The organism is Zunongwangia sp. HRR-M8 (assembly GCF_027594405.1).
Taxonomy (GTDB): domain Bacteria; phylum Bacteroidota; class Bacteroidia; order Flavobacteriales; family Flavobacteriaceae; genus Zunongwangia.
Window position 1 is genome coordinate 1231125 of record NZ_CP115161.1, and the last position, 22483, is coordinate 1253607.

Below are 22483 nucleotides of genomic sequence, written 5' to 3' on the forward strand. Positions count from 1 at the left end.
ATATATGTTTATACAGAAGTATTACGAAGAATTTGAAATCGGTGAAGAGCGAACCACGATTGGCCGCACCATAACCGAAACCGATATTGTGATGCATGCCGGGCAAACCGGGGATTTTTTTCCGCATCATATGGATAAAGAATGGTGTAAAACACAAGCATTAAAGAAGCGAATCGCACACGGCACTTTGATCTTTTCAGTAGCTATCGGCATGACGGCCAATGTGATTAATGAAGTGGCAATGACTTACGGTTATGAGCGTCTACGTTTTACCAATCCGGTTTTTATTGGGGATACCATTCGCGTAAAAATTAGTATTTCTGATAAAAAAGATCATAAAAAACCACAATATGGTATTGTGACTGAGAAAGTAGAGGTTTTTAATCAGAACGATGAGCTGGTGATGTTGTGTGAACACTTATTATTAACCGAAAAGAAAGAAGGCTAATGGATGATTCTCCCAAAATATTAAAAGGTATCACCTGGGGCCATACCCGCGGACTCGTTCCGTTGCAAGCATGCGCACAGCGTTTTAGGGAACTCTATCCGAATGTTCATATTGAATGGAGGCAACGTACATTGCAGGAATTTGCCGATTATCCAATTGAAGAGCTTACAAAAATTTACGATCTTTTAGTAATTGATCATCCCTGGGTAGGATGTGCTGCGAAAACACATTGTGTATTACCACTTGAAGAACACTTACCGGAAGAATTTATTAAGAATCAGCAGGAAAACCAGGTGGGAGGATCTCATGATAGCTATAATTTTGGAGGGCATCAGTGGGCACTGGCTATCGATGCCGCTGCACCGGTACCAAGTTTCAGAACTGATTTACTTCATAAAAATGATACTGAAATTCCTAAAACCTGGGAGCAGGTTTTGGATCTGGCTAGAAAAGGGAAAGTTGCGGCCCCTGCTATCCCAATCGATCTTTTGATGAATTTCTACATGTTTTGCCAGGCTCACGGTGAGATGCCATTTCAATCTGAAGAATTATTTATTAGCGAAAACTCAGCTTTCCTTGCAATGGAAACAATGAAAGAGTTTTACAGTTTGCTTGATGGTAAAATGTTTCAGGCAAATCCCATTAAGGTTGCAGAAATGATGACTTCCGGAAATGATTTCTGGTATTGCCCTTTTGCATATGGATATGCAAATTATACACACAGGGGTTATGCGAAATATCAACTACATTATGGTGACCTTGTAAGTTTTAAAGGAAAAAAGTTAAGAAGTACATTAGGAGGAACCGGTTTATCGGTTTCCGAATTTAGCGAGCATAAAAAGGAAGCTTTGAAATTTGCTGAAATGGTAGCTTCAGAAAGATACCAGTCCACTGAATTTGTATTACATGGCGGCCAGCCTGGTCATCGGAAAGCCTGGCTTGATGAAACCAATAATGCCATCAGTAATAATTGTTTTCAAGACTCCTTGAAATCTCTGGACAATTCCTATTTGCGGCCAAGATATAACGGGTATTTACATTTTCAAGATCATGCTGGTGATCCTTTACAGCAATTTTTGAAAGGAGAGAAAAGGATGTTGGATGCCTTTAGTGAAATGAATAGTATTTATAAGGAAAGCCTGAAAACGAAAAATGAAAAATAAATCCAGTAATAAACCTTTAAAAGGAATTTTGGTCCTGGAATTTTGCCAGTATCTTTCCGGACCTTCAGCTGGTCTCCGGCTTGCTGATCTTGGTGCAAGAGTGATTAAAATTGAAAATCCCGGCAAAGGTGATTTGTGTCGAGTTTTGCCTATAAAAGATCAATGGGTGGATGATAATTCACTCCTCTTTCATACTATAAATCGAAATAAAGAAAGTTACACTGCCAACTTAAAATCTGGAGAAGAACTTGCTGAAGTCAGGAATTTGATCGGAAAAGCAGATGTAATGATTCATAATTTTCGACCTGGCGTGATGGAAAAACTAGGACTGGATTTTGAGAAGGTTCAAAAATACAATGCTGAACTGGTCTATGCTGAAATAAGCGGCTACGGAAAAGAAGGATCTTGGGCTAAAAAACCAGGTCAGGATTTGCTTTTGCAAGCTATGAGCGGTCTAATGTATGCCAGTGGTGATCAAGATGATGCTCCAACTCCTTTTGGTCTTGCAATTGGAGATATTCTTTGTGGCGCCCAGGTGGTACAGGCAATTCTGGCAGCTCTGGTTTATCGCAAGCGCCAGAAAAAGGCCGTTAGAATAGAGATAAGTTTGCTTGAATCTTTGATCGATTTTCAATTTGAAATGTTTACAACCTACTTTGCTAGCGGTAAGCTGCCAAAACGTTCAGCTGTGAATAATGCACACGCACTACTTGGCGCTCCTTATGGGATTTATAAAACAACAAATGGTCACATCGCTCTGGCGATGATTCCATTAAACGACTTAAAACAAATACTTCGTTCTAATCGGTTAAATGAGTTTGATCAATCTATGATTTTTTCCCACCGAGACGAAATTAAATCCATAATATTTGATTTAATTAAAGAACAACCTTCAGAATACTGGATAGAAAAATTAGAAGCAGAAGGACTCTGGGCGGCACAGTTAAAAAACTGGCAGGAGCTTAAAAATTCAGATTCATATGAGCTGCTCAAATTAGAACAGGAGATCAGTATTTCTGAACACAAAAAAATTAAAACCAATCGCTGTCCCATCCGAATTGATGGTGAAATAATGTGGGGTGAGGTGCGTGCCCCCAGACTCGGCGAAGATTCTGAAAATATTAAAGAGGAGTTCAATTTAAAGGCAGCGCATTTATGAAATTGCTGGAAGGAATAACGGTTGTAGATTTCTCACAATTTCTATCGGGGCCATCTGCCAGTCTTCGTTTAGCCGATTTTGGTGCGCGAGTGATTAAGATTGAGAAAAAAGGGACCGGAGATATTTGTAGACAGCTTTATGTTTCTGAGATAAAAGTTGCCAATGAGTCTACTTTATTTCACACTATTAATCGTAATAAAGAAAGCTTTGCTGCAGATCTGAAGGTTGAGGGAGATAAAAAGCAAGTTTTGGAGTTACTGAAAAATGCTGATGTGGTAATGCATAATTTTAGACCTGGAGTAATGGAAAGACTCGGTTTTTCCTATGATGAGGTTCAGAAAAATAATTCAAAGATCATTTATGCGTCAATTAGTGGGTATGGCGACGAAGGAGAATGGAAAAAACAACCTGGTCAGGATCTGCTTTTACAATCACTTAGCGGTTTACCATATTTAAATGGGGAAAGCACAAAATTGCCCACACCTATGGGAATAAGCGTGGTTGATATTCTTTCTGGAACACATCTGGCTCAGGGTATTCTCGCAGCATTGGTAAAACTGGATAACACGGGAAAAGGAAGTCTTGTTCAGGTTAGTATGCTGGAGTCTGCACTGGATTTTCAGTTTGAAGTTTTTACCACCTTTTTGAATGACGGCGAAGAATTACCCGAAAGAAGCAAGAAGAATCATGCACATTCTTACATCGCGGCTCCGTATGGAGTATATAAAACTCAAGAAGGATTCTTAGCTCTTGCCATGGGAAATATTCCAATACTGGGAGAACTTCTAAATTGTTCAGAATTGGGAAAGTTTCCCGATTCAAAGCAGTGGTTTAAGAAGAGAGACGAGATTAAAGAAGTTCTAGCAGCACATTTAAAAGATAATACCACATCCTACTGGCTCAATATTTTGGAGGCTGCTGATATTTGGTGTGCAAAAGTTTACAATATAGAAGAATTAAAAAAAGAGGAAGGATACAGATTGCTGGAAATGGAAATGGATGTGAAAACGAGCAAAGGTGAAGTGATAAAGACAACACGCTGCCCCATTAGAATTAACGGTGAAAAACTAAATTCGGTTGTTGGAGCTCCATTTCTGGGAGAGCACAATGATTCGATTTCGAGAGAATTCAATTTAAAGCCTTAGAAAATGAAGATTATTGATACCCATATTCATATTTGGGATTTTGAAAAAGCAAAATACACGTGGTTAGAAGGAAATAATTCACCTTTAAATCGCACCTATGCTATTGAAGAACTTGAAGGCGAAAGACTCAAAACTAATGTGGAATATGGGATATTGGTGCAGGCAGCGAATAATTCAGAAGACACAGATTGGATGTTACATGTTGCAAGCCAGACGCCTTGGATTAAAGGAGTAGTAGGCTGGTTACCTTTGTTAGATCCTGATTATTCCAAAGCAATCTTGCAGAATAAATATCAAAAGAACCTATATTTTAAAGGAATTAGGCATCTTATTCACGATGAAAATGATATTCGATGGTTACTTCAGCCTAAGGTTTTAAAATCATTGAGTTTCTTAGCTGAAGAAAATATTCCATTTGATGTGGTAGGGGTTTTGCCGGAACACATCGAAACTGCGCTGGAAGTTTGCCGACAGGAGCCGGAACTGAAAATGGTCTTTGATCATTTGAATCAGCCGCCAATTAAGGATAAGCTTAAGTTCGGAAAATGGGGAGATTTGATGAAAAAAGCAGCTCAAAATCAAAATTTTTATATGAAAATTTCAGGTCTGGGAACTACCTCCGGGAAACCTGAAAAATGGGGGAAAGATGATATTTCTGATTATATAAAATTCATTTTAGATCATTTTGGCAGTAACCGTTGTTTGGTAGGCGGTGACTGGCCAGTTTCTTTATTAGCAGGCAGTTATTCTTATACCTGGAGACAGTATGAAGAAACGCTTCAGGATTTATTAAGTGAAGAAGAAAGGCGTGCCGTCTATTACGATAACGCAAATGCTTTTTATAATTTAAACCTAGAAGATTTATGAGTGTAATTGGAGGAGTGGCATTTCATGCTATTGGAGCTGCTTTTGCAGCTTTATGCTATACACCGCAAAAGAAATTGGTCAACTGGTCGTGGCAAAGCTACTGGCTTGCTCAGGCATTTGTTTGCTGGTTTTTACTTCCGTTAATCGTAGCATGGATAACCATTCCTGAATTAATACAGGTTTTACACGAAGCGCCTTCAGATGCGATGTGGAAAGCATTTGCACTTGGAGCAGCATATGGTGTGGGAGGAACTGCTTTTGGACTGGCGATACGATACATTGGTTTTTCACTTACTTACGCCATTTCCATAGGAATTTCCTGTGTCATAGGTACGTTGTTATCACCCTTAGTGAAAGGAGAATTAGGTGAAGTTTTGTCTCAATCAGGTTCATTTTGGATTATTTTAGGGATGTTATTAGGAGTGATAGGAATTGCACTTTGTGGAGTAGCAGGAAGGTTTAAAGAAATTGATATATCTGGATATTCGGGTAGTATTGATACCACATTTTCAGTAAAAAAAGGACTTCCTTTATGTATTCTTGCCGGAATATTATCTGCTTTATATGGCTTCGCGATAGATCAAGGACAACCTATTGCTGATATTGCTTTAGAACACGGTGCTGGAAATTTTCAAACCAATGTGGTTTATATTTTTTCAAATACCGGAGCATTTATAACCACTTCGATTTATTGCATTTTTCTACATAATAAAGAAAAAACTTGGGTAGAATATCATATTTTACAAAGCAAGTCTCTTCGATTAAATTTTGTCCTAGCGACGTTTACTGGCATGATGTGGTATTCCCAATTCTTTTTCTATGGGCTGGGACATGTAAGAATGGGAGCCTATAAATTTACAAGTTGGGCAATACATATGATTATGCTGGTATTATTCAGTATGGTAGCAGGTTTGGTACTAAAAGAATGGATTCATGCCAAACGAAGAACAATTTTTTCACTTGTGATGGCTATAATTATATTGCTTTTAGCTGTATTTTCATTAACCATGGGTAATTCAATTTCAACCTAATGAGAGATCAAACTGGGATAATCATAATAGGAGCAGGCGGAATTGTTAAAGATGCCCATTTACCCGCTTATCAAATTGCTGATTACAATGTGATTGGCATATTTGATATGAATCTAGAGAAAGCTGAAAATCTTGCAGAACTTTTTAAAATATCTAATGTATTTAAATCCCTCGATGAGGCTATACGATACAGTAATAGTAGCACAGTCTATGACATCGCTGTTCCTGGGAAAGAAGTTTTTAATGTTTTAGAACAAATACCTAAAGATTCAGTAATACTTATCCAAAAGCCAATGGGTGAAAACTTGAAAACAGCGCAGGAAATTTTAAACCTATGTCGTGATAAACAAATAAAGGCAGGTGTTAATTTTCAATTACGCTATGCTCCTTTTATTAGTAAAGCCAGGGATTTTATCATTGAAGGTAAGCTTGGAGAAATACATGATATAGAGATAAATGTAAATGTTTTTACACCATGGCATTTATGGGATTTTTTGAAAAATATTCCTAGAATGGAAATTCTTTATCATAGCATTCATTATATTGATCTTGTTCGATCCTTTCTTGGAAATCCCATGAAGGTTTATGCTAAATCTATCAAGCATCCTGAATGTGAAAATCTTGCACAGGTGCGATCCAATATTATTATGGACTACGGTGATTTTATAAGAGCTAATATTCTTACCAATCATAATCATGGGTATTCTCAAAAATATCAGCGTTCTTTTATAAAAATTGAGGGAACCAAGGGGGCAATTCGAATTGAAATTGGAGTCTTAAAGGATTATCCAAAAGGCAGGGATGATAAATTTGAATATATTTTATATGATGAAAACGACGACTGGCAAGAAGAAAAAATCAATGGTACTTGGTTTCCGCATGCATTTATAGGTTCTATGCAAGAACTATTTAAGGCGCGTAAGAACCCCGATTATATTCCCGATAATAGTGTGGAAGATTGTATTCATACCATGGCTGCGGTTGAAGCGGCTTACATTTCAAATCAGAAGTGCGGGGTTGATCCATCTTCATTAGAAGAATAAATATTTAATTTTAAAATAATATGATAGGTTTTGAATTAAATGTAAAAGGCGAAGTCTTTAAAGCAGCTTTATATAAAGGTGTTTTAACCGTTATTTTAACAAAACATCACGAAACAATAGATGTTCATTTTGGAGGACTAGATACGGATAATGATGAAAATATTGATTGGTTAAATGCTACTTTAGAATTAGATGAAGAAATTAAAGTGAAAGTAAAAGATATCTTTGAAAATTCTGAACCGGAGCGTGTAAGACGAAAAGATAGAAAATCACAGGATGAGCTTGATCTTCAGAAATATTATAGCCTAAAGAAAAAACTAGAAGAAAAGGGGCTGATATGAGAATACTTTTTTTTGCGACATTTTTTCTAATGATAGTTTTCAACCTAACTGCACAGAATAGAAAGTCTGCCGAATTAAAATTACCAGACCCGCTACTATCAGAAAACGGGATTACAATCACCAAAATTGAAGAATGGAAAAGTGTACGCCGGCCAGAAATTCTAGAAATGGTCAAAAAGTTAATGTATGGAATTTCCCCTGAAGCTCCAGACGAACTCAAATTTATAGTTTTTGATCAATCAGAAGATGCTTTAAAGGGAAAAGCGATTCGGAAGCAAGTGGCTGTATATATACCAGGGAAAACCGATTACCATTTACTAGATTTATTGATTTATCTACCCAAAAACATTAAACCCGCACCGGTATTTTTAGGATTAAATTTTCAGGGAAATCATGCAGTTAATTCAGATCCCAAAATTCGTTTATCAGACAAGTGGGTATGGATAGGAGCAGGGGGCTCAATTAAAAATCATCCAACCGAAAAATCTCGTGGTGCAGTTTCGAGTCGCTGGCCGATAGAAATGATTTTGAAAAAAGGTTATGGTGTAGCTACGGTTTATGCGGGTGATCTTGATCCGGATTATTTTGATGATTTTAAAAACGGAATACATGCTTTATATCCAGAATTGCAAAATAGAGAAGATAATTTTAGCACTATGGGTGCCTGGGCTTGGGGATTGAGTCGTTGTATGGATTATTTTGAAACTGATGAAGATATTGATTCTGAAAAAATAGCCGTTTTAGGATTTTCCAGGATGGGAAAAGCAGCTATTTGGGCTGGAGCCAAAGATCAACGCTTTGGAATGGTTATCAGTAATGAATCCGGCGGTGGCGGAGCTGCACTATCTAAACGCAAAGTGGGGGAAGATCTAGCTCGTTTGAATAATGGTAATAGGCATTGGTTTAGTAAAAAATTTAAAGAGTTTAATCTAAATGAAGAAAAATTACCTTTCGATCAGCATATGGTGCTTTCTCTTATAGCGCCAAGACCAGTTTATATTGCTAGTGCTGAAGTCGATCCCGGATCAGATCCAGAAGGCGAATTTCTTTCGGCGAAACTAGCTTCCCCTGTATATAATCTCTTTGGAATAACGGCTTTTAGCAATATTCATTTTCCGGAAGTAAATCGACCCATGCTTAAAGAAGGAATGGGATATCATATTCGATCGGGAACACATGATATCACTAAATACGACTGGGAACAATTCTTAAAATTTGCTGATTTGAACTGGAAATAGAATCTTCAAGTAAGTACAGGATAGCTATAAAACTTTAGTATCTTATATTGTCTTACTGTTGAGTCAAACCTATTTTTAATGAAAAAATTACATTTCTCTTTTTTGTTTCTGCCATTTGTGGTATGCCTTATATCCTGTTCTAGCCAGTTTAATAATAAAACCTATAAAAAAAGGGAGATTACCAATGCGGTGATGGAAGAGATTTATAATGAGATCAAAACTCCATATAAATATGGTTTGGTGATGGTTCCTGAAGATAATTCCTATAAAATGGATTGCCCAAGTGTTTATAAAATTGATGATATCTGGTATATGACTTACCTTATTTATGACGGTAGAGGTTATGAAACCTGGATGGCTAAAAGTAAAAATCTGCTCGACTGGGAACATCTAGGAAAGGTGATGTCTTTTTCAAACGATACGACCCAATGGGATAGAAATCAAAAGGCAGGATATATCGCTTTACAAGATCCAACATGGGGTGGTAGTTATGAATGGAATACATATGATAATAAATATTGGATGAGCTATTTTGGAGGTGATAGTGAAGGTTATGAAGCCGGGACTTTATCGCTAGGCATGGCTTATTCTGAAAAAGTACCTAATAAACCAGTTGAATTTGAAAGACTGCCAAAACCTATACTTACACCACATGATCAAGATGCCAGATGGTATGATAACAGCACCATGTATAAGGAAACTGTGATAAGAGATTTTCAAGGAGAAACAGGTCACGAATTTATTATGTATTATAATGCCCGTGGAGATAGTTTAAATCCAGGAAAAGGTGCAGAAAGAATAGCCATGGCAGTTTCTGATAATATGAAAGATTGGAAGCGTTACGGCAATAAGCCATTAATCAATCACCATACAGGGATTTCAGGAGATCCATATATTCAACGGATTAATGATACCTGGGTAATGTTTTATTTTGGAGCATTTTGGAAGGAAGGCGCCTTTAATAGATTTGCTGTTTCCAACGATTTAATTAACTGGAAAGACTGGGAAGGAGAAGATCTCATTGCGCCATCAGAGCCTTATGATGAATCTTTTGCGCATAAATCTTTTGTGGTAAAGCATGACGGAGTGGTTTATCATTTCTATTGTGCAGTAAATAAGCCTTTTCAGCGCGGTATCGCTGTAGCAACTTCAAAAGATTTAGGAAAAAGTGAACTTCATTTTGTAGCCCCTGATGAGAAAAAGAAAGATTAGGAATTTTTATTTTATAGTTTTAGTCTGTACATGTTTGTCCACATTTGGTCAAACGGTTACCGGGGAAAAGGCGGGGATACCAGAATTACCCCAAATTTATGAGCCTAATCCCTGGGAGAATCCTTTGGTAACCAGTATCAATCGCAAACCAGCAAGAGCTACAGCTTATTCCTATAAAAATATTGAAGATGCATTAGCGGGTGATCGAAACAGAAGTCGATTGAAAATGCTCAATGGCAAATGGAATTTTAAATATGCTATAAACCTTCAAAATGCGCCATCAGATTTTTATAAAAAGCAAGTAAACAATTGGGATACAATTGAAGTTCCTTCAAACTGGGAATTAAAGGGGTACGATATCCCAATTTACAAAAGTGCAGTGTATCCTTTCCGTCCTATAAATCCACCATCAGTACCAAAAGATACTAATGGAGTGGGGTCTTATCAAAGAAATTTCACCGTTCCGGTAGATTGGAAAGATCATACTATTACGTTGCATTTTGGCGGTGTAAGCTCAGCCTTTAAAGTATGGATTAATGGTGATTTTTTAGGATACGGGCAAGATAGTTTTTTACCATCAGAATTTAATATTACACCTTATTTAACAGAAGGTGAAAATACACTTTCGGTACAAGTGTTACGTTGGAGCGATGGATCCTATTTAGAAGATCAAGATCATTGGCGATTAAGTGGTATTCAAAGAGAAGTATTTCTTATGGCTGAACCTAAATTGCATATAGAAGACTTTTTCTTTCAAGGAAAATTGGATAAAAATTATACTGATGCTCTATTTCAATTAAGACCAGAAGTGCAAAACCTTACTGGGGATACCATTAAAAACCATCGCCTAGAAGTTCAGTTATACGATCCAGAGAATCACCCTGTTTTTGAAAAAGCTTTGGATACGGTGGTTTCAGAAATAATTAATGAAAGTTATCCCAGATTGGATAATGTAAGGTTTGGTTTTTTTGAAAAGAAAATAAAAAATCCAAAAAAATGGAGTGCTGAGGTTCCGAATCTTTACACTCTATTATTGATTTTAAAGGATGCTGAAGGAAATATTTCTGAAGTAAAAGCATCAAAAATAGGATTTCGATCTATCGAATTTTCTAAAGAAAACAGCAAATTGTTGATTAACGGAAAAGAAACCTATGTCTACGGAGTAAATCGCCATGATCATCATCCTGTTCGAGGAAAAGCAATGACTCGAGAAGATATGGAAGAGGATATTAAAACCATCAAACGGTTTAATTTCAACTTGATACGGACAAGCCATTATCCCAACGATTCATATATTTATGACTTATGCGATAAATATGGTTTGATGGTTATGGATGAAGCTAATTTAGAGACTCATGGAATTGGTGGTAAGTTAAGTAATGATCCTAAATGGAATCATGCTTATATGGAACGAATGACCAGAATGGTCGAACGTGATAAAAATCATCCCAGCATTATATTCTGGAGTTTGGGTAATGAGGCTGGTAGCGGGCCCAATCATGCTGCTATGGCGGGATGGACTCATAATTTTGATATTACCAGACCTGTACATTACGAACCCGCCCAAGGTGATCCGCGCTTAGAGGGGTATCTGGATCCTCTAGATGAAGGTTATCCTTCTACCGGTGACCATTCACATCGTTTTGAGAATCCTAAAGATGCACCTTATGTAGATATGGTGAGTCGATTTTATCCCGGAGTATTTACGCCAAAATTTCTGGTAGATAAAAAGGCCGATACCAGGCCAATTATTTTTGTGGAATATTCTCATTCTATGGGAAATTCAACAGGGAATTTAAAAGAATTATGGGATGAATTTAGGTCTTTGCCAAGAGTGATTGGTGGTTGTATTTGGGATTATAAAGACCAGGGATTACTAAAAAACGATCCTAAAACAGGAGAAAATTTCTATGCTTATGGCGGTGATTATGGTGAAAAATTGCATGATGGTAATTTTAATATTAATGGTATTGTAGCGTCAGATGGTCGACCAAAAGCTGCGATGTTTGAAAATAAATGGGTTTACCAACCTGCGAGCAGCAAATTGATTAATCAAAATACGTTACAAGTTACCAACCGAAATCCGGTACAAAATTTATCGGTTTACGATGTTGCTTTGATTCTTGTTAAAGATGGTGAAATTGCTAAAGAAAAAATAGTCAAGCCTTTGGATGTTGCTCCTGGCGATACTATAACTATTAACCCTTCATTATTCGTATCAAATCTTGAAAAAGAATCTGAATATTTATTGAATATTGAGTTTCGGTTAAAAGAAAATAAAGCTTGGGCTGATAAGGGATTTGTAGTAGCTTCAGACCAGTTTTTGATACAGTCCAAACCAGAAATTCAGCCGAAATTCAATGAAAGGTCAAATATTCAAGTCTCTGAAGATTCAGAAAAAGCTATCGTGAAATCGGAATATTTTGAAGCCGAATTCTATAAGACAAATGGAGCTTTATCTTCCTTAATAATCGATGGAGAAGAACAGATATTTTCTCCATTACTACCAAATTTTGTACGTCCGTTAACCGATAATGATCGAAAAGGATGGAAACCAAATAAAGTATTAAAACAATGGTACAAAGCTGAACCCAAATTGGTCGATTTCAAAGTAAATTCCAAAAAACAATCGGTAACTATCCGTAGTCACTACGAGGTCATTAAAGATAGCGCAACGCTAACAATAACTTACGAAATTTTGCCTGAGGCTTTAATCAAAGTAGATTATGCCCTAAATGCTTCTGAACAATTACCGAATATTCCGAAAATTGGTATGCAGCTAGGAATCAAGAAAAATTACGACTTGGTGAATTGGTATGGTAAAGGGCCCATGGAAAATTATAGTGATCGAAATCATGGTTTTCGTATAGGTGAATATTCCAAAAAGCTTAACGAATTTATAGAGCCTTATGTGATGCCACAGGAAAACGCTAATCGTACAGAAGTTCGTTGGATGGCATTAACAACTTCAAAAAAAAATAAAGGTTTTTTAGTCGTTTCTCAACAAAAAACATTGAGTATGAGTGCCTGGCCATATACTCAGGAAAATTTAAATAATGCTAAGCATACCACAGATTTGAAGAATCCCGGTTATATAACCTTAAATATCGATTTAAAACAAATGGGTGTGGGAGGAAATGATAGTTGGTCTCCTGTTGGTCAACCTTTGGAAAAGTATCAAATCCCTTCGCAAAATTACGAGTATAGTTTTTTTCTGATTCCTTTTAAAAAAGGAACAAATTTAAAAGACAACTTGCAAAAGTTTAAGTATTGATGATTAAAAAAAGCTTCATTTATATTGCTTTATTTTTAGCTGTAGTCACTACAGAAACTTTGTTTTCACAGGAGAAAGACGAAGCCTACGAAAATTCCAAACCCTGGGTGTACTGGTATTGGATGAATAGTGCTTATTCCAAAAAAGGGATTACAGCTGATTTAGAAGCGATGAAAGATGCTGGGATTGCCGGTGCTTATTTAATGACCATTAAAGGTCCTACAGATCCGCCATTAATAAATCCTCCTATCTTACAATTAAGCGAGGAGTTTTGGGAAATGGTTGGTTTTGCAACTGAAGAAGCAAATCGTTTAGACCTGAAAATAGCCATGCATGCAGCCGATGGTTTTGCCGTTGCAGGTGGCCCTTGGATAAAACCAGAACAATCTATGCAAAAACTGGTTTGGACAGATACTGTTGTTAGTGGAGGGAATACACTTAATCTCAATTTAAAACAGCCTGAAACTATTGAGCATTACTATAAAGATATCGCTACGTTTGCCATTCCACAATATTCAGAAGAAATAACATCTAGTGATAAATCGCCAAAAGTAACATCTACCAAAATTGATTTTGATGCTTATTTTCTTAATGATCCTTCGAGTGAAGATGAATTGAAGTTGAGTGAAAAAGGATGGATTCAGTATGAGTTTAAAGAAGCCTTTTTATGTAAATCTATTTTAATTGAAAGTAAAGGAGTAAACTATCAGGCACATCGTCTTCGAGTTATGGTGAGTGATGATGGAACTAATTTCAAAGATCTTGGAAGGCTTATGGCACCGCGTCATGGTTGGCAAGATTCAGGAATTCCTTATACACATAGTATAGAACCGGTAAAAGCAAAATATTTTCGATTTGTGTATGATCCTGAAGGATCTGAGCCTGGTTCTGAAGATCTCGATGCCGCGAAATGGAAACAATCCCTGAAGGTGAGTAAAATTATACTTTCTAATCAATCAAAAATAGGCAATTACGAAGGTAAATCAGGTTTAGTCTGGAGAGTAAGTCCGGAAACCACCACTATTCTTAAAGGTGATTATATAAAAAAAGATAAGATTGTAGATATTTCTGAATATGTAGACAAAAAAGGATCATTAAGCTGGAATGTTCCCTCTGGTAAATGGAAGATTATACGTTTTGGACATACCACTACCGGTCAGGAAAATGAAACCGGAGGAGCAGGAAAAGGGCTGGAAGTAGATAAATTTAATCCAGATGCAATAAAATTTCAATTCCATAAATGGTTTGGAAAATCAGCAGCGATAGCTGGGGAAGATTTGGTTCCAAAAGTGCTGAGTATTCTGCATATTGATAGCTGGGAGGCAGGAAGCCAGAACTGGAGTACTGTTTTTAGAGATGAATTTAAAAGTCGTCGTGGGTATGACATTGTTCCATTTCTTCCGCTTTTTGCTGGAATTCCTTTAGAAGACAAGGAAACTTCAGAGCAGGTTTTATATGATGTACGTAAAACTATTTCTGAACTGATTGTGGATAATTTCTTCGGAACCATGAAAAATGAAGCAGATCAACTAGGTGTGAAATTCAGTTCCGAAAATGTAGCGCCAACTATGGTTAGTGATGCATTAATGCATTTTAAAAATGTTGATTATCCCGGAGGTGAATACTGGTTAAAAAGTCCGACCCACGATAAACCAAACGATATGTTAGATGCTATTTCAGGAGGGCATATTTACGATAAAAATATTATTCAGGCTGAAGCATTTACTGAGCTAAGGATGGACTGGGATGAAGACCCAGAGTTATTGAAACCAATGGCAGATCGTAATTTTGCGCTTGGTGTAAATCGAATCTTTTATCATGTTTTTGTACATAACCCATGGTTAGATCGTAAACCTGGAATGACTTTAGATGGCGTAGGGCATTATTTTCAAAGAGATCAAACCTGGTGGAAGCCTGGTAAAGCATGGGTCGAGTATTGTAGAAGAGTTCAGTTTCAACTTCAAAAAGGAACTCCGGTAGTAGATCTAGCCGTTTTTAGTGGAGAAGAATTACCGTCTAGATCAGTTTTACCGGATAGATTGGTTCCCTTTATGCCGAATATTTTTGGAGAAGAACGAGTTATTTCTGAAAAATCTCGTTTAAAAAATAAAGGACAGCCTACGGCAAAAATGCCTAAAGAAGTTACCTATTCTAAAAATGTTACGAATCAAAAGGATTGGGTGAACACCATGAATGGTTATAAATATGATTCATTCAATCCAGATGTTTTGCTCAATGACGCTAAGGTTATTGATGGGTATGTTCAATTTAAGGGAAATATTCAGTACAAGGCGTTAGTATTTCCCGGAAGTCAAAAAATGTCGCCTAATCGTATGATTTCAAAAAAAGTAGCCGATAAAATATTAAAATTAGTCAAAAATGGAGCTACAATTTTCGTTGCTGAAAAACCGCTTCGGATTTCAGGATTTTCGGATTCAATAGATAAATTGGAATGGAAAAAAACAATCGATGAAATCTGGAAAGGCTATAAAAACGATTTGAATTTAGAAGTTGGTAACTCTTGGAAAATAGGAAAAGGAAAAGTAATTCAACTTCCATTTTACGGGAAGAATTTTAATGAAATAGGCGTTGAGCCAGATGTATTGTTTCCTCAACTAGAAAGAGATGGGATTCAGAAATTTTCGTGGTCTCACCGGAAGACAAATAAATCTGAAATTTATTTTCTAAGCAATCAGGATTCCATAGAGAAAGAGGTCAAAGTTTCTTTCCGTATAATTGGCCAAAAACCCTATTTATATGATCCTGTTACTAATGAACCCCGTCCTCTTAGGAATTGGAAAGTAGAAAATAAGCGTACAGTCGTACCCCTAAAATTCGCAAAGAATGGTTCGCTATTTCTTTTATTTAAAGAAAAAACATCTGAAGAGCAATTAGCGAAAGGAAAAAACTGGCATGAGTTTGAGAATCTCTATAATTTGGATGAAAAATGGATACTATCCTTTGAAAAAAAATATTATGGAGCAGAAAAAAATATTAAAATAGATCAATTATTCGATTGGTCTGATTCAGAAAATGATAGTATCAAGTATTATTCAGGAACTTCCGTTTATAAAAAAGAGTTTATGTTTAAAGGAAAGACTGATGATATTTGGCTTAATCTCGGGGAGTTTTCAGATATAGCTGAAGTCATTCTTAACGGAAAAAATATCGGTGTAATTTGGACGTTTCCGCATCGCATTAATGTTTCCAAAGCGCTCAAAAATGGAAACAATAAATTGGAAATAAAAATAACCAATACTTGGCGAAATAGACTAATAGGCGATCATAAATTACCGGAACAGGAACGCTTAAGCTGGACTACTGCACCTTATCGATTAAATGGTGAGAAATTACTTCCGGCCGGGCTAATAGGCCCCGTAAAATTAGAAACCCTGAAATAGCGCATGTAAGGACAGGATGCGAAATTTTATGTTTTGATGGAAATTTAGATTCAGGCTTAATTTATTATGCATGGATAGAATTACCGCACATTATCTAATAGAAACCCCTTATAAACTTGAAGATGCTGCTGCAGTACTTGCAGGAGAGCAATCCAGTGGAACCTTTGTAAGTGTTCCTGGTGAAACGGAAGCTCTAAAGAAAAGATTTGCAGCTCGTGTAGAACGCATAGAGGAATTGGAGGCTATAACACATCCCAGCATACCGGGAGATATTCATAATTCAAAATTTAAAAGAGCAAAAGTTAGTGTGTCTTGGTCGGTTGAAAATTTCCAGGCTAATATCCCCACCTTAATTTCTACACTGCAGGGAAACCTGTACGAATTACGACAATTTACTGGTCTTAAGTTAGATGATTTTGATTTGCCAAAATGGTATGAAGGAAAATTTAGGGGACCGGCCTTTGGTTCAGAAAAAACAAAAAACCTGGCTAATGTGAAGCCAGGAAGGCCTATGATTGGTACGATTATAAAGCCGAGCATAGGAATGTCTCCGGAAGAAACCGCAAAACTAGTGAAAGAATTGATAGAAGCCGGGATCGATTTTATAAAAGACGATGAGTTAATGGCTTCTTCTGCGAACTCACCCTTCGAGAGGCGAGTAAAGCTTATTATGAATGAAATTAATCGTTTTGAGCAAAAAACAGGGAAAAAGGTTATGTATGCCTTTAATATATCAGGTGATTATGATACACTCAAAAGAAACTATGATACAATTGTAGAAAATCAAGGTAACTGTGCAATGCTAAGTATAAACAGTGTTGGTTGGACCGCGGTTAAAGCTATCGCTGATAGAGGTGAATTATCTATTCACGGTCATCGTAACGGCTGGGGAATGATTAATCGTCATCCAATGCTAGGGATTAATTTTCCCGCCTACGCTAAACTATGGCGATTAGCTGGAGTAGATCAATTACATGTAAACGGAATTCGTAATAAGTTCTGGGAATCAGATCAATCAGTAATTAGATCTATTAAATCCTGTACATCTAGTTTTTTAGGTTTAAAAGACCTATTGCCTGTAGTTTCTTCAGGACAATGGGGAGGACAGGCTTTTGATACGTACAAATTTACAAATACCACGAATCTCCTCTATATGGCTGGCGGTGGTATTATGGCACATCCTTCGGGACCCGCAGGAGGAGTAAAAGCTTTAAAACAAGCGTGGGAGAATGCGGTTGCCGGTAAGACTTTAGAGGAGACGGCAAAAGAAAATAAAGAATTTAGGGAATCAGTAGAAAAATTTGGAGGTAATGCAAAAAGATAAGAAACTATTAATGGTTTTTTATGGTGATGATTTCACCGGTTCTACTGATGCCTTGGAATTTATGGCCAGAGCCGGTGCAAAAACAATGCTATTTATGGAGCCGCCTTCAGTAGAATTACTATCACAATATCAAAATTTAGATGCTATTGGTGTTGCAGGTTTAACCCGTTCGATGATTCCCGAAGAAATGAGAAGCACACTTAAGGAAGATTTTGAAAAAATAGCATTACTCAATCCTAGACATGTTCATTATAAAGTTTGTTCCACATTCGATAGTTCATCAGAAATCGGGAATATTGGAGTTGCTATTAAGGAGGGATTTAAGCAATTCAAAAACCGTTTTGTTCCTATTCTTATCGCTGCACCTAATCTTGGAAGATATATGGCGTTCGGTAATTTATTTGCTCAAATGGGTATAGGCAGTGATGGAGAAATTTTTAGGATAGATCAACACCCTTCAATGTCCAGACATCCCGTAACTCCTGCTACAGAAGGTGATCTTCGAGATCAATTGGCTTTACAGTGTGATTTCTCATCAGGATTAATTAACCTTCTGGATCTTGAACTTTCTTTGGAGCAACTAAAAGATAAACTCAAACAGATTTCAAAAGAAAATAAAATTGTTTTTTTTGATGGACTTTATGAGCGCCAAATGAAAATTCTTGGCGAACTTCTGGAAGAATCAGTAGAGGATGATAAGTCACTATTTACAATAGGTTCTTCTGGTGTAGGAAAAGCTTTAGGAGATTATTGGCAACAGAAAGGAAAATTAAATGAGTGCAAAAACTGGAAAGCTTTAAAAGAAAATAAAGCTGTTTTAGTACTTTCAGGAAGTGTAAGTCCTGTTACAGCAGATCAAATAGAATACGCTTTAAAAATGGGTTTTGTTGAAGTTTCGGTAGAGCCAGAATTTTTAGAAAAGAATTTGGAAGATTTTATTATCAAATATTCCGATAAAATTATTCAATTTTTAAAAAAAGACATCAGCGTTATTTTTCATACTTCTAAAGGGCCTGACGATAAAAGGTTGGGAGTAACAAAAGAAATTACTAATAGACTAGGATGGGATGCATCTCGCACTAGGAAAGAGTTACCGGCGAAGTTTGGGAAAATATTAGGACAGACTGCTCTGAGAGTTCTCTCAGAAGTAATGTTGGAAAGGCTTATCATTGCTGGAGGAGATACTTCAAGTTATACTGCCAGAGAATTGGGTATTAATGCTGTTGAAATGATTGCTCCGCTTTACAAGGGCGCACCACTATGCAAAGCTTTTGCGATGGATTCTCCAATAAATAATATGGAAATTAATTTAAAAGGAGGCCAGGTAGGAGGCAAAGCATATTTCGTTGAATTACAGAAAGGAAAAATTGAAAATCAAATTAAAAATTATGAGTAAAAAATTAGCATTAATCCATACTTCAGCTACTTTGGTGCCAATATTTCAAGAGCTTGTCGAAGAATACCTGAAAGATAAAGATATTCAGATTTTTAATATTGTTGACGACAGTCTCATTAAGAATACGATAGAACGGAATAAATTAACTCCGGATACCGCTAGGCGGGTAGTAAATTATGTTGGATCTGCCGAAGAAGCCGGTGCAGATTACATAATGGTAACATGTTCTTCTATCGGTGCTGCGGTAGAGTCATCAGAAATTTTAACTTCTGTTCCCGTGCTCCGTGTAGATCGTCCTATGGCAGATAAAGCGGTTGCTGAAGGAAAAAAAATTGGAGTGGTTGCCACGCTTCCTACAACTTTAGAACCTACAAGTGATCTTGTTCAGCGTAGAGCACTTGCTGTGGGTAAAGAAATAGAACTGACTTCAAAATTATGCGAAGGAGCTTTCGAAGCTTTGATGAATGGGAATGCGCAAGAACACGATAAAAAAGTAGCAGCTGCACTAATAGAACTTACAGATACTGTTGATGTGATAGTTTTGGCTCAGGCTTCAATGGCGAGAGTGGTAGAACAGTTGGATGATATTGATAGAAAAATTCCTATACTGGCAAGCCCTCCAGTAGCTATGGAATATCTTGCCAGAATACTGTAAAATGAAAAAAGTTTACCAGTACGCTTTGTGGATAGGGGGAGCAGCAATTATTCTACTATTTATATTATGGTTAAGTAATGCTGTAAGTTTAATTCCACCGGTTGCAGTATTGGCCGCAGTGAGTATCGCGATAGGGCTAGGTTCATTAGAGAAACTTAAAACTTACCAATATACTGCGTGGATTATTTGCGCGATTGTTTGTGGGATGTTTTATCCTACGGCTTTTCTTGAATGGGGCACGATAGACCTAAGAAACCCTTGGTTAATATTGATTATTGTGCAATTGGTAATGTTTGGAATGGGAACGCAAATGAGCCTAAAAGATTTTAGAGGTTTGCGTACGATGGGAAAAGGAGTTTTGATCGGTTTAATTTGCCAGTTTACGATCATGCCAATTACTGGATTTTTACTTGCTAAATTATTTGATTTTGAACCTGAAATCGCTGCCGGTATAATTTTGATAGGATCCTGCTCTAGTGGTCTAGCCTCTAATGTTATGGTTTATCTGGCTAATGCAAACTTAACTTTGTCTATTACGCTTACAGCTGTTGCAACTTTGATAGCACCTTTAATGACACCTTTTTTGATGAAAATATTAGCAGGTACTTATGTAGAGATTAATTTTCTGGATATGTGTTTTCAAATTATAAAAATAGTTCTCATACCAATTGGAGCAGCTTTGATATTCGATGGATTACGTAATAGTGATGGAATATTCATAAAAATAATAAATGCTTTTTCAGTAGTTTCCATTTTATGGTTATTGATTATGTATTTTGGATTTTGGGGATATTTGAATACGATATTTTCTGAGCATATTCTTAATTTAATAGGTCTTGTTAATTTTGTTTTCGGAGCTGTGTTGTTTGGAAATTTATATTATTTGCTTTTTTATATTTATCCCAGGATACAGCGCATTATGCCATTAATTTCAATGTGTGGAATTATCTATTTTACTACTGTTACTACTGCTGCTAGCCGGGATAATTTACTTGCTATAGGAATATTTCTTTTACTGGCATCTATTCTTCATAATTCACTAGGGTATACCTTGGGATATTGGTTAAGCAGAATTGTAGGTATGGATAAAATTTCATCCAAAACCATTGCATTAGAAGTTGGAATGCAAAACGGAGGTATGGCATCTGGACTTGCTGGGGTTATGGGAAAATTGGCTACTTTGGGTTTGGCTTCAGCCGTTTTTAGTCCCTGGATGAATATTTCTGGATCTCTACTCGCGAATTACTGGAGAAAAAATAAATAATCTGATCACTTAAAAGCCTGAGATGCCAAGTAGGTGCAGGATGGTTTGATATATAGAATGCTTAAATTTAGGATATCTAAGCGTTGTTATACATGAGTTTTTTCAAATCCACATTAATTGCTATTTGCGTATTTTTTAGTCTTCAACTAAATGCGCAGATTAAATTACCTTCTTTATTTTCAGATAATATGATTCTTCAGCAGCACGCCCAAGTTCCAATTTGGGGATGGGGTGAGGCAAACGCGGAATATCAAATATTTACATCCTGGGACCAAAAGACGTATAAAGCTAAAAGTAACAACAAGGGGAATTGGAGTGTAAAGATTCAAACTCCAGAGGCAGGCGGAAATTTTAAAATTACCGTAACGAATGATAATGATACCAAATCAATCGAAAACGTTACCATTGGGGAAGTTTGGTTATGTTCTGGACAGTCTAATATGGAAATGCCTTTAAAAGGTTTTCCCGGGCAGCCAGTGGATGGTGGTAATGATGCTATTATTAATTCCAGCAATAAAAATATAAGACTTATTACTATTCCACGAAATTCTAAAATTGAACCAGTAAAAGATTTTGAGGGTGGTTGGGTTGAAGCTTCTCCAAAAAATGTTTCAAATTTTAGTGCTACAGCCTGGTATTTTGGATGTTTGCTTAACAAGGTTCTGGAAGTCCCCGTAGGGCTTATTCATGTCTCTTATGGAGGGTCTAATGTGGAAGCATGGATGAGCCAGCAAATGCTCAGGGATTTTGATAGCATAAATATTCCAGAAAAAGCGGAAGATATTAGTGAGCCTAATAGAACAGCAACTGCATTATATAATGGGATGTTATCTCCCGTGATGGGTTACGGAATTAAAGGGGCTATATGGTATCAAGGAGAGTCCAATTACGATCGTCCTTTTCAATATCAAAAGCTATTTCCAAAAATGGTAAATGATTGGAGAAAAGAATGGAACCAAGGAGAATTTCCTTTCTATTTTGCGCAGATTGCTCCATTTGATTATAGTGTATTCACATCAGATACTATAGTTGAAAAATATAATTCTGCTTATTTAAGAGAAGCTCAATTAAAGGCTGCTAAAATAATTCCAAACTCTGGAATTGCGATTCTTACCGATGTGGGGGAGAAGGATAATATCCATCCTGCACAAAAAGAAAAAGGAGGGAAAAGACTGGCCTATCTTGCACTAGCTAAAACCTATGGTTTAGAGGGGTTTGAGTATGAAAGTCCTGAATTTAACGCTTTAGAGGTTAAAGAAAATAGTGTTATTGTATCTTTTAAGAATGTTCCAAATGGAATTACGTCTAGAGGAAGAAAGGTTACTGGTTTTGAGATTGCCGGGGAAGATCAAAAATTTTATAAAGCTGATGCTGAGATTCGACGAAAATCAGTAGTACTTACCTCTTCGCAAGTAAAGGAACCTATCGCTGTGCGATATTTATTTAAGGATTTTGTCGAAGCCCAATTATGGAGCAATGGAGGCTTGCCTATTTCTTCTTTTAGAACTGATGAATGGTAATA

At 36.6% G+C, this 22483-nt stretch carries 17 protein-coding genes; all 17 read left to right on the plus strand.

Going from position 1 to position 22483, the window contains the following annotated elements:
- The first annotated feature begins 4 nt into the window (after positions 1-4).
- Complete coding sequence (locus PBT89_RS05275; RefSeq protein ID WP_270063710.1) at positions 5-448, plus strand: MaoC family dehydratase; 444 nt, start codon at positions 5-7, stop codon at positions 446-448.
- Positions 448-1611, plus strand: a complete 1164-nt coding sequence (locus PBT89_RS05280; protein ID WP_270063711.1) for an ABC transporter substrate-binding protein — start codon at positions 448-450, stop codon at positions 1609-1611. Before PBT89_RS05275 ends, PBT89_RS05280 begins: the two co-directional genes overlap by 1 nt.
- On the plus strand, positions 1601-2770 hold the full coding sequence (locus PBT89_RS05285; protein WP_270063712.1) for a CaiB/BaiF CoA transferase family protein: 1170 nt from the start codon (positions 1601-1603) through the stop codon (positions 2768-2770). The genes PBT89_RS05280 and PBT89_RS05285 overlap by 11 nt, the downstream gene beginning before the upstream one ends.
- Positions 2767-3915, plus strand: a complete 1149-nt coding sequence (locus PBT89_RS05290) for a CaiB/BaiF CoA transferase family protein (RefSeq protein ID WP_270063713.1) — start codon at positions 2767-2769, stop codon at positions 3913-3915. Before PBT89_RS05285 ends, PBT89_RS05290 begins: the two co-directional genes overlap by 4 nt.
- A gap of 3 nt (positions 3916-3918) precedes the next feature.
- A complete protein-coding gene (locus tag PBT89_RS05295; protein ID WP_270063714.1) occupies positions 3919-4782 on the plus strand; it encodes an amidohydrolase family protein in 864 nt (287 codons plus the stop codon).
- Complete coding sequence (locus tag PBT89_RS05300; protein WP_270063715.1) at positions 4779-5813, plus strand: L-rhamnose/proton symporter RhaT; 1035 nt, start codon at positions 4779-4781, stop codon at positions 5811-5813. The genes PBT89_RS05295 and PBT89_RS05300 overlap by 4 nt, the downstream gene beginning before the upstream one ends.
- A complete protein-coding gene (locus PBT89_RS05305) occupies positions 5813-6856 on the plus strand; it encodes a Gfo/Idh/MocA family protein (RefSeq protein ID WP_270063716.1) in 1044 nt (347 codons plus the stop codon). The genes PBT89_RS05300 and PBT89_RS05305 overlap by 1 nt, the downstream gene beginning before the upstream one ends.
- A gap of 20 nt (positions 6857-6876) precedes the next feature.
- A complete protein-coding gene (locus PBT89_RS05310; RefSeq protein ID WP_270063717.1) occupies positions 6877-7197 on the plus strand; it encodes a hypothetical protein in 321 nt (106 codons plus the stop codon).
- On the plus strand, positions 7194-8435 hold the full coding sequence (locus PBT89_RS05315; RefSeq protein ID WP_270063718.1) for a glucuronyl esterase domain-containing protein: 1242 nt from the start codon (positions 7194-7196) through the stop codon (positions 8433-8435). Before PBT89_RS05310 ends, PBT89_RS05315 begins: the two co-directional genes overlap by 4 nt.
- A gap of 78 nt (positions 8436-8513) precedes the next feature.
- Entirely contained in the window at positions 8514-9647 is a 1134-nt protein-coding gene (locus tag PBT89_RS05320; protein WP_270063719.1) for a glycosylase, read from the plus strand.
- Positions 9648-9681: 34 nt separating this feature from the next.
- On the plus strand, positions 9682-12921 hold the full coding sequence (locus PBT89_RS05325; RefSeq protein WP_270063720.1) for a glycoside hydrolase family 2 TIM barrel-domain containing protein: 3240 nt from the start codon (positions 9682-9684) through the stop codon (positions 12919-12921).
- Entirely contained in the window at positions 12921-16322 is a 3402-nt protein-coding gene (locus tag PBT89_RS05330; protein WP_270063721.1) for a glycosyl hydrolase, read from the plus strand. The genes PBT89_RS05325 and PBT89_RS05330 overlap by 1 nt, the downstream gene beginning before the upstream one ends.
- Positions 16323-16392: 70 nt before the next feature.
- Entirely contained in the window at positions 16393-17646 is a 1254-nt protein-coding gene (locus PBT89_RS05335) for a ribulose-bisphosphate carboxylase large subunit family protein (RefSeq protein ID WP_270063722.1), read from the plus strand.
- On the plus strand, positions 17633-19042 hold the full coding sequence (locus tag PBT89_RS05340) for a four-carbon acid sugar kinase family protein (RefSeq protein WP_270063723.1): 1410 nt from the start codon (positions 17633-17635) through the stop codon (positions 19040-19042). Before PBT89_RS05335 ends, PBT89_RS05340 begins: the two co-directional genes overlap by 14 nt.
- Positions 19035-19697, plus strand: coding sequence for an aspartate/glutamate racemase family protein (locus PBT89_RS05345; RefSeq protein WP_270063724.1), 663 nt, complete (start codon positions 19035-19037; stop codon positions 19695-19697). The genes PBT89_RS05340 and PBT89_RS05345 overlap by 8 nt, the downstream gene beginning before the upstream one ends.
- A 1-nt stretch (position 19698) precedes the next feature.
- Positions 19699-20961, plus strand: a complete 1263-nt coding sequence (locus PBT89_RS05350; RefSeq protein ID WP_270063725.1) for a bile acid:sodium symporter family protein — start codon at positions 19699-19701, stop codon at positions 20959-20961.
- Between the two features lie 92 nt (positions 20962-21053).
- On the plus strand, positions 21054-22481 hold the full coding sequence (locus PBT89_RS05355; RefSeq protein ID WP_270063726.1) for a sialate O-acetylesterase: 1428 nt from the start codon (positions 21054-21056) through the stop codon (positions 22479-22481).
- The last annotated feature ends 2 nt before the right edge of the window (positions 22482-22483 follow it).

Excerpts from the sequence above, each read along its gene's own strand:
- PBT89_RS05275 (WP_270063710.1), top strand. The coding sequence starts at position 5 with ATGTTTATACAGAAGTATTACGAAGAATTTGAAATCGGTGAAGAGCGA.
- PBT89_RS05280 (WP_270063711.1), top strand. The coding sequence starts at position 448 with ATGGATGATTCTCCCAAAATATTAAAAGGTATCACCTGGGGCCATACC.
- PBT89_RS05285 (WP_270063712.1), top strand. The coding sequence starts at position 1,601 with ATGAAAAATAAATCCAGTAATAAACCTTTAAAAGGAATTTTGGTCCTG.
- PBT89_RS05290 (WP_270063713.1), top strand. The coding sequence starts at position 2,767 with ATGAAATTGCTGGAAGGAATAACGGTTGTAGATTTCTCACAATTTCTA.
- PBT89_RS05295 (WP_270063714.1), top strand. The coding sequence starts at position 3,919 with ATGAAGATTATTGATACCCATATTCATATTTGGGATTTTGAAAAAGCA.
- PBT89_RS05300 (WP_270063715.1), top strand. The coding sequence starts at position 4,779 with ATGAGTGTAATTGGAGGAGTGGCATTTCATGCTATTGGAGCTGCTTTT.
- PBT89_RS05305 (WP_270063716.1), top strand. The coding sequence starts at position 5,813 with ATGAGAGATCAAACTGGGATAATCATAATAGGAGCAGGCGGAATTGTT.
- PBT89_RS05310 (WP_270063717.1), top strand. The coding sequence starts at position 6,877 with ATGATAGGTTTTGAATTAAATGTAAAAGGCGAAGTCTTTAAAGCAGCT.
- PBT89_RS05315 (WP_270063718.1), top strand. The coding sequence starts at position 7,194 with ATGAGAATACTTTTTTTTGCGACATTTTTTCTAATGATAGTTTTCAAC.
- PBT89_RS05320 (WP_270063719.1), top strand. The coding sequence starts at position 8,514 with ATGAAAAAATTACATTTCTCTTTTTTGTTTCTGCCATTTGTGGTATGC.
- PBT89_RS05330 (WP_270063721.1), top strand. The coding sequence starts at position 12,921 with ATGATTAAAAAAAGCTTCATTTATATTGCTTTATTTTTAGCTGTAGTC.
- PBT89_RS05335 (WP_270063722.1), top strand. The coding sequence starts at position 16,393 with ATGGATAGAATTACCGCACATTATCTAATAGAAACCCCTTATAAACTT.
- PBT89_RS05340 (WP_270063723.1), top strand. The coding sequence starts at position 17,633 with ATGCAAAAAGATAAGAAACTATTAATGGTTTTTTATGGTGATGATTTC.
- PBT89_RS05345 (WP_270063724.1), top strand. The coding sequence starts at position 19,035 with ATGAGTAAAAAATTAGCATTAATCCATACTTCAGCTACTTTGGTGCCA.
- PBT89_RS05350 (WP_270063725.1), top strand. The coding sequence starts at position 19,699 with ATGAAAAAAGTTTACCAGTACGCTTTGTGGATAGGGGGAGCAGCAATT.
- PBT89_RS05355 (WP_270063726.1), top strand. The coding sequence starts at position 21,054 with ATGAGTTTTTTCAAATCCACATTAATTGCTATTTGCGTATTTTTTAGT.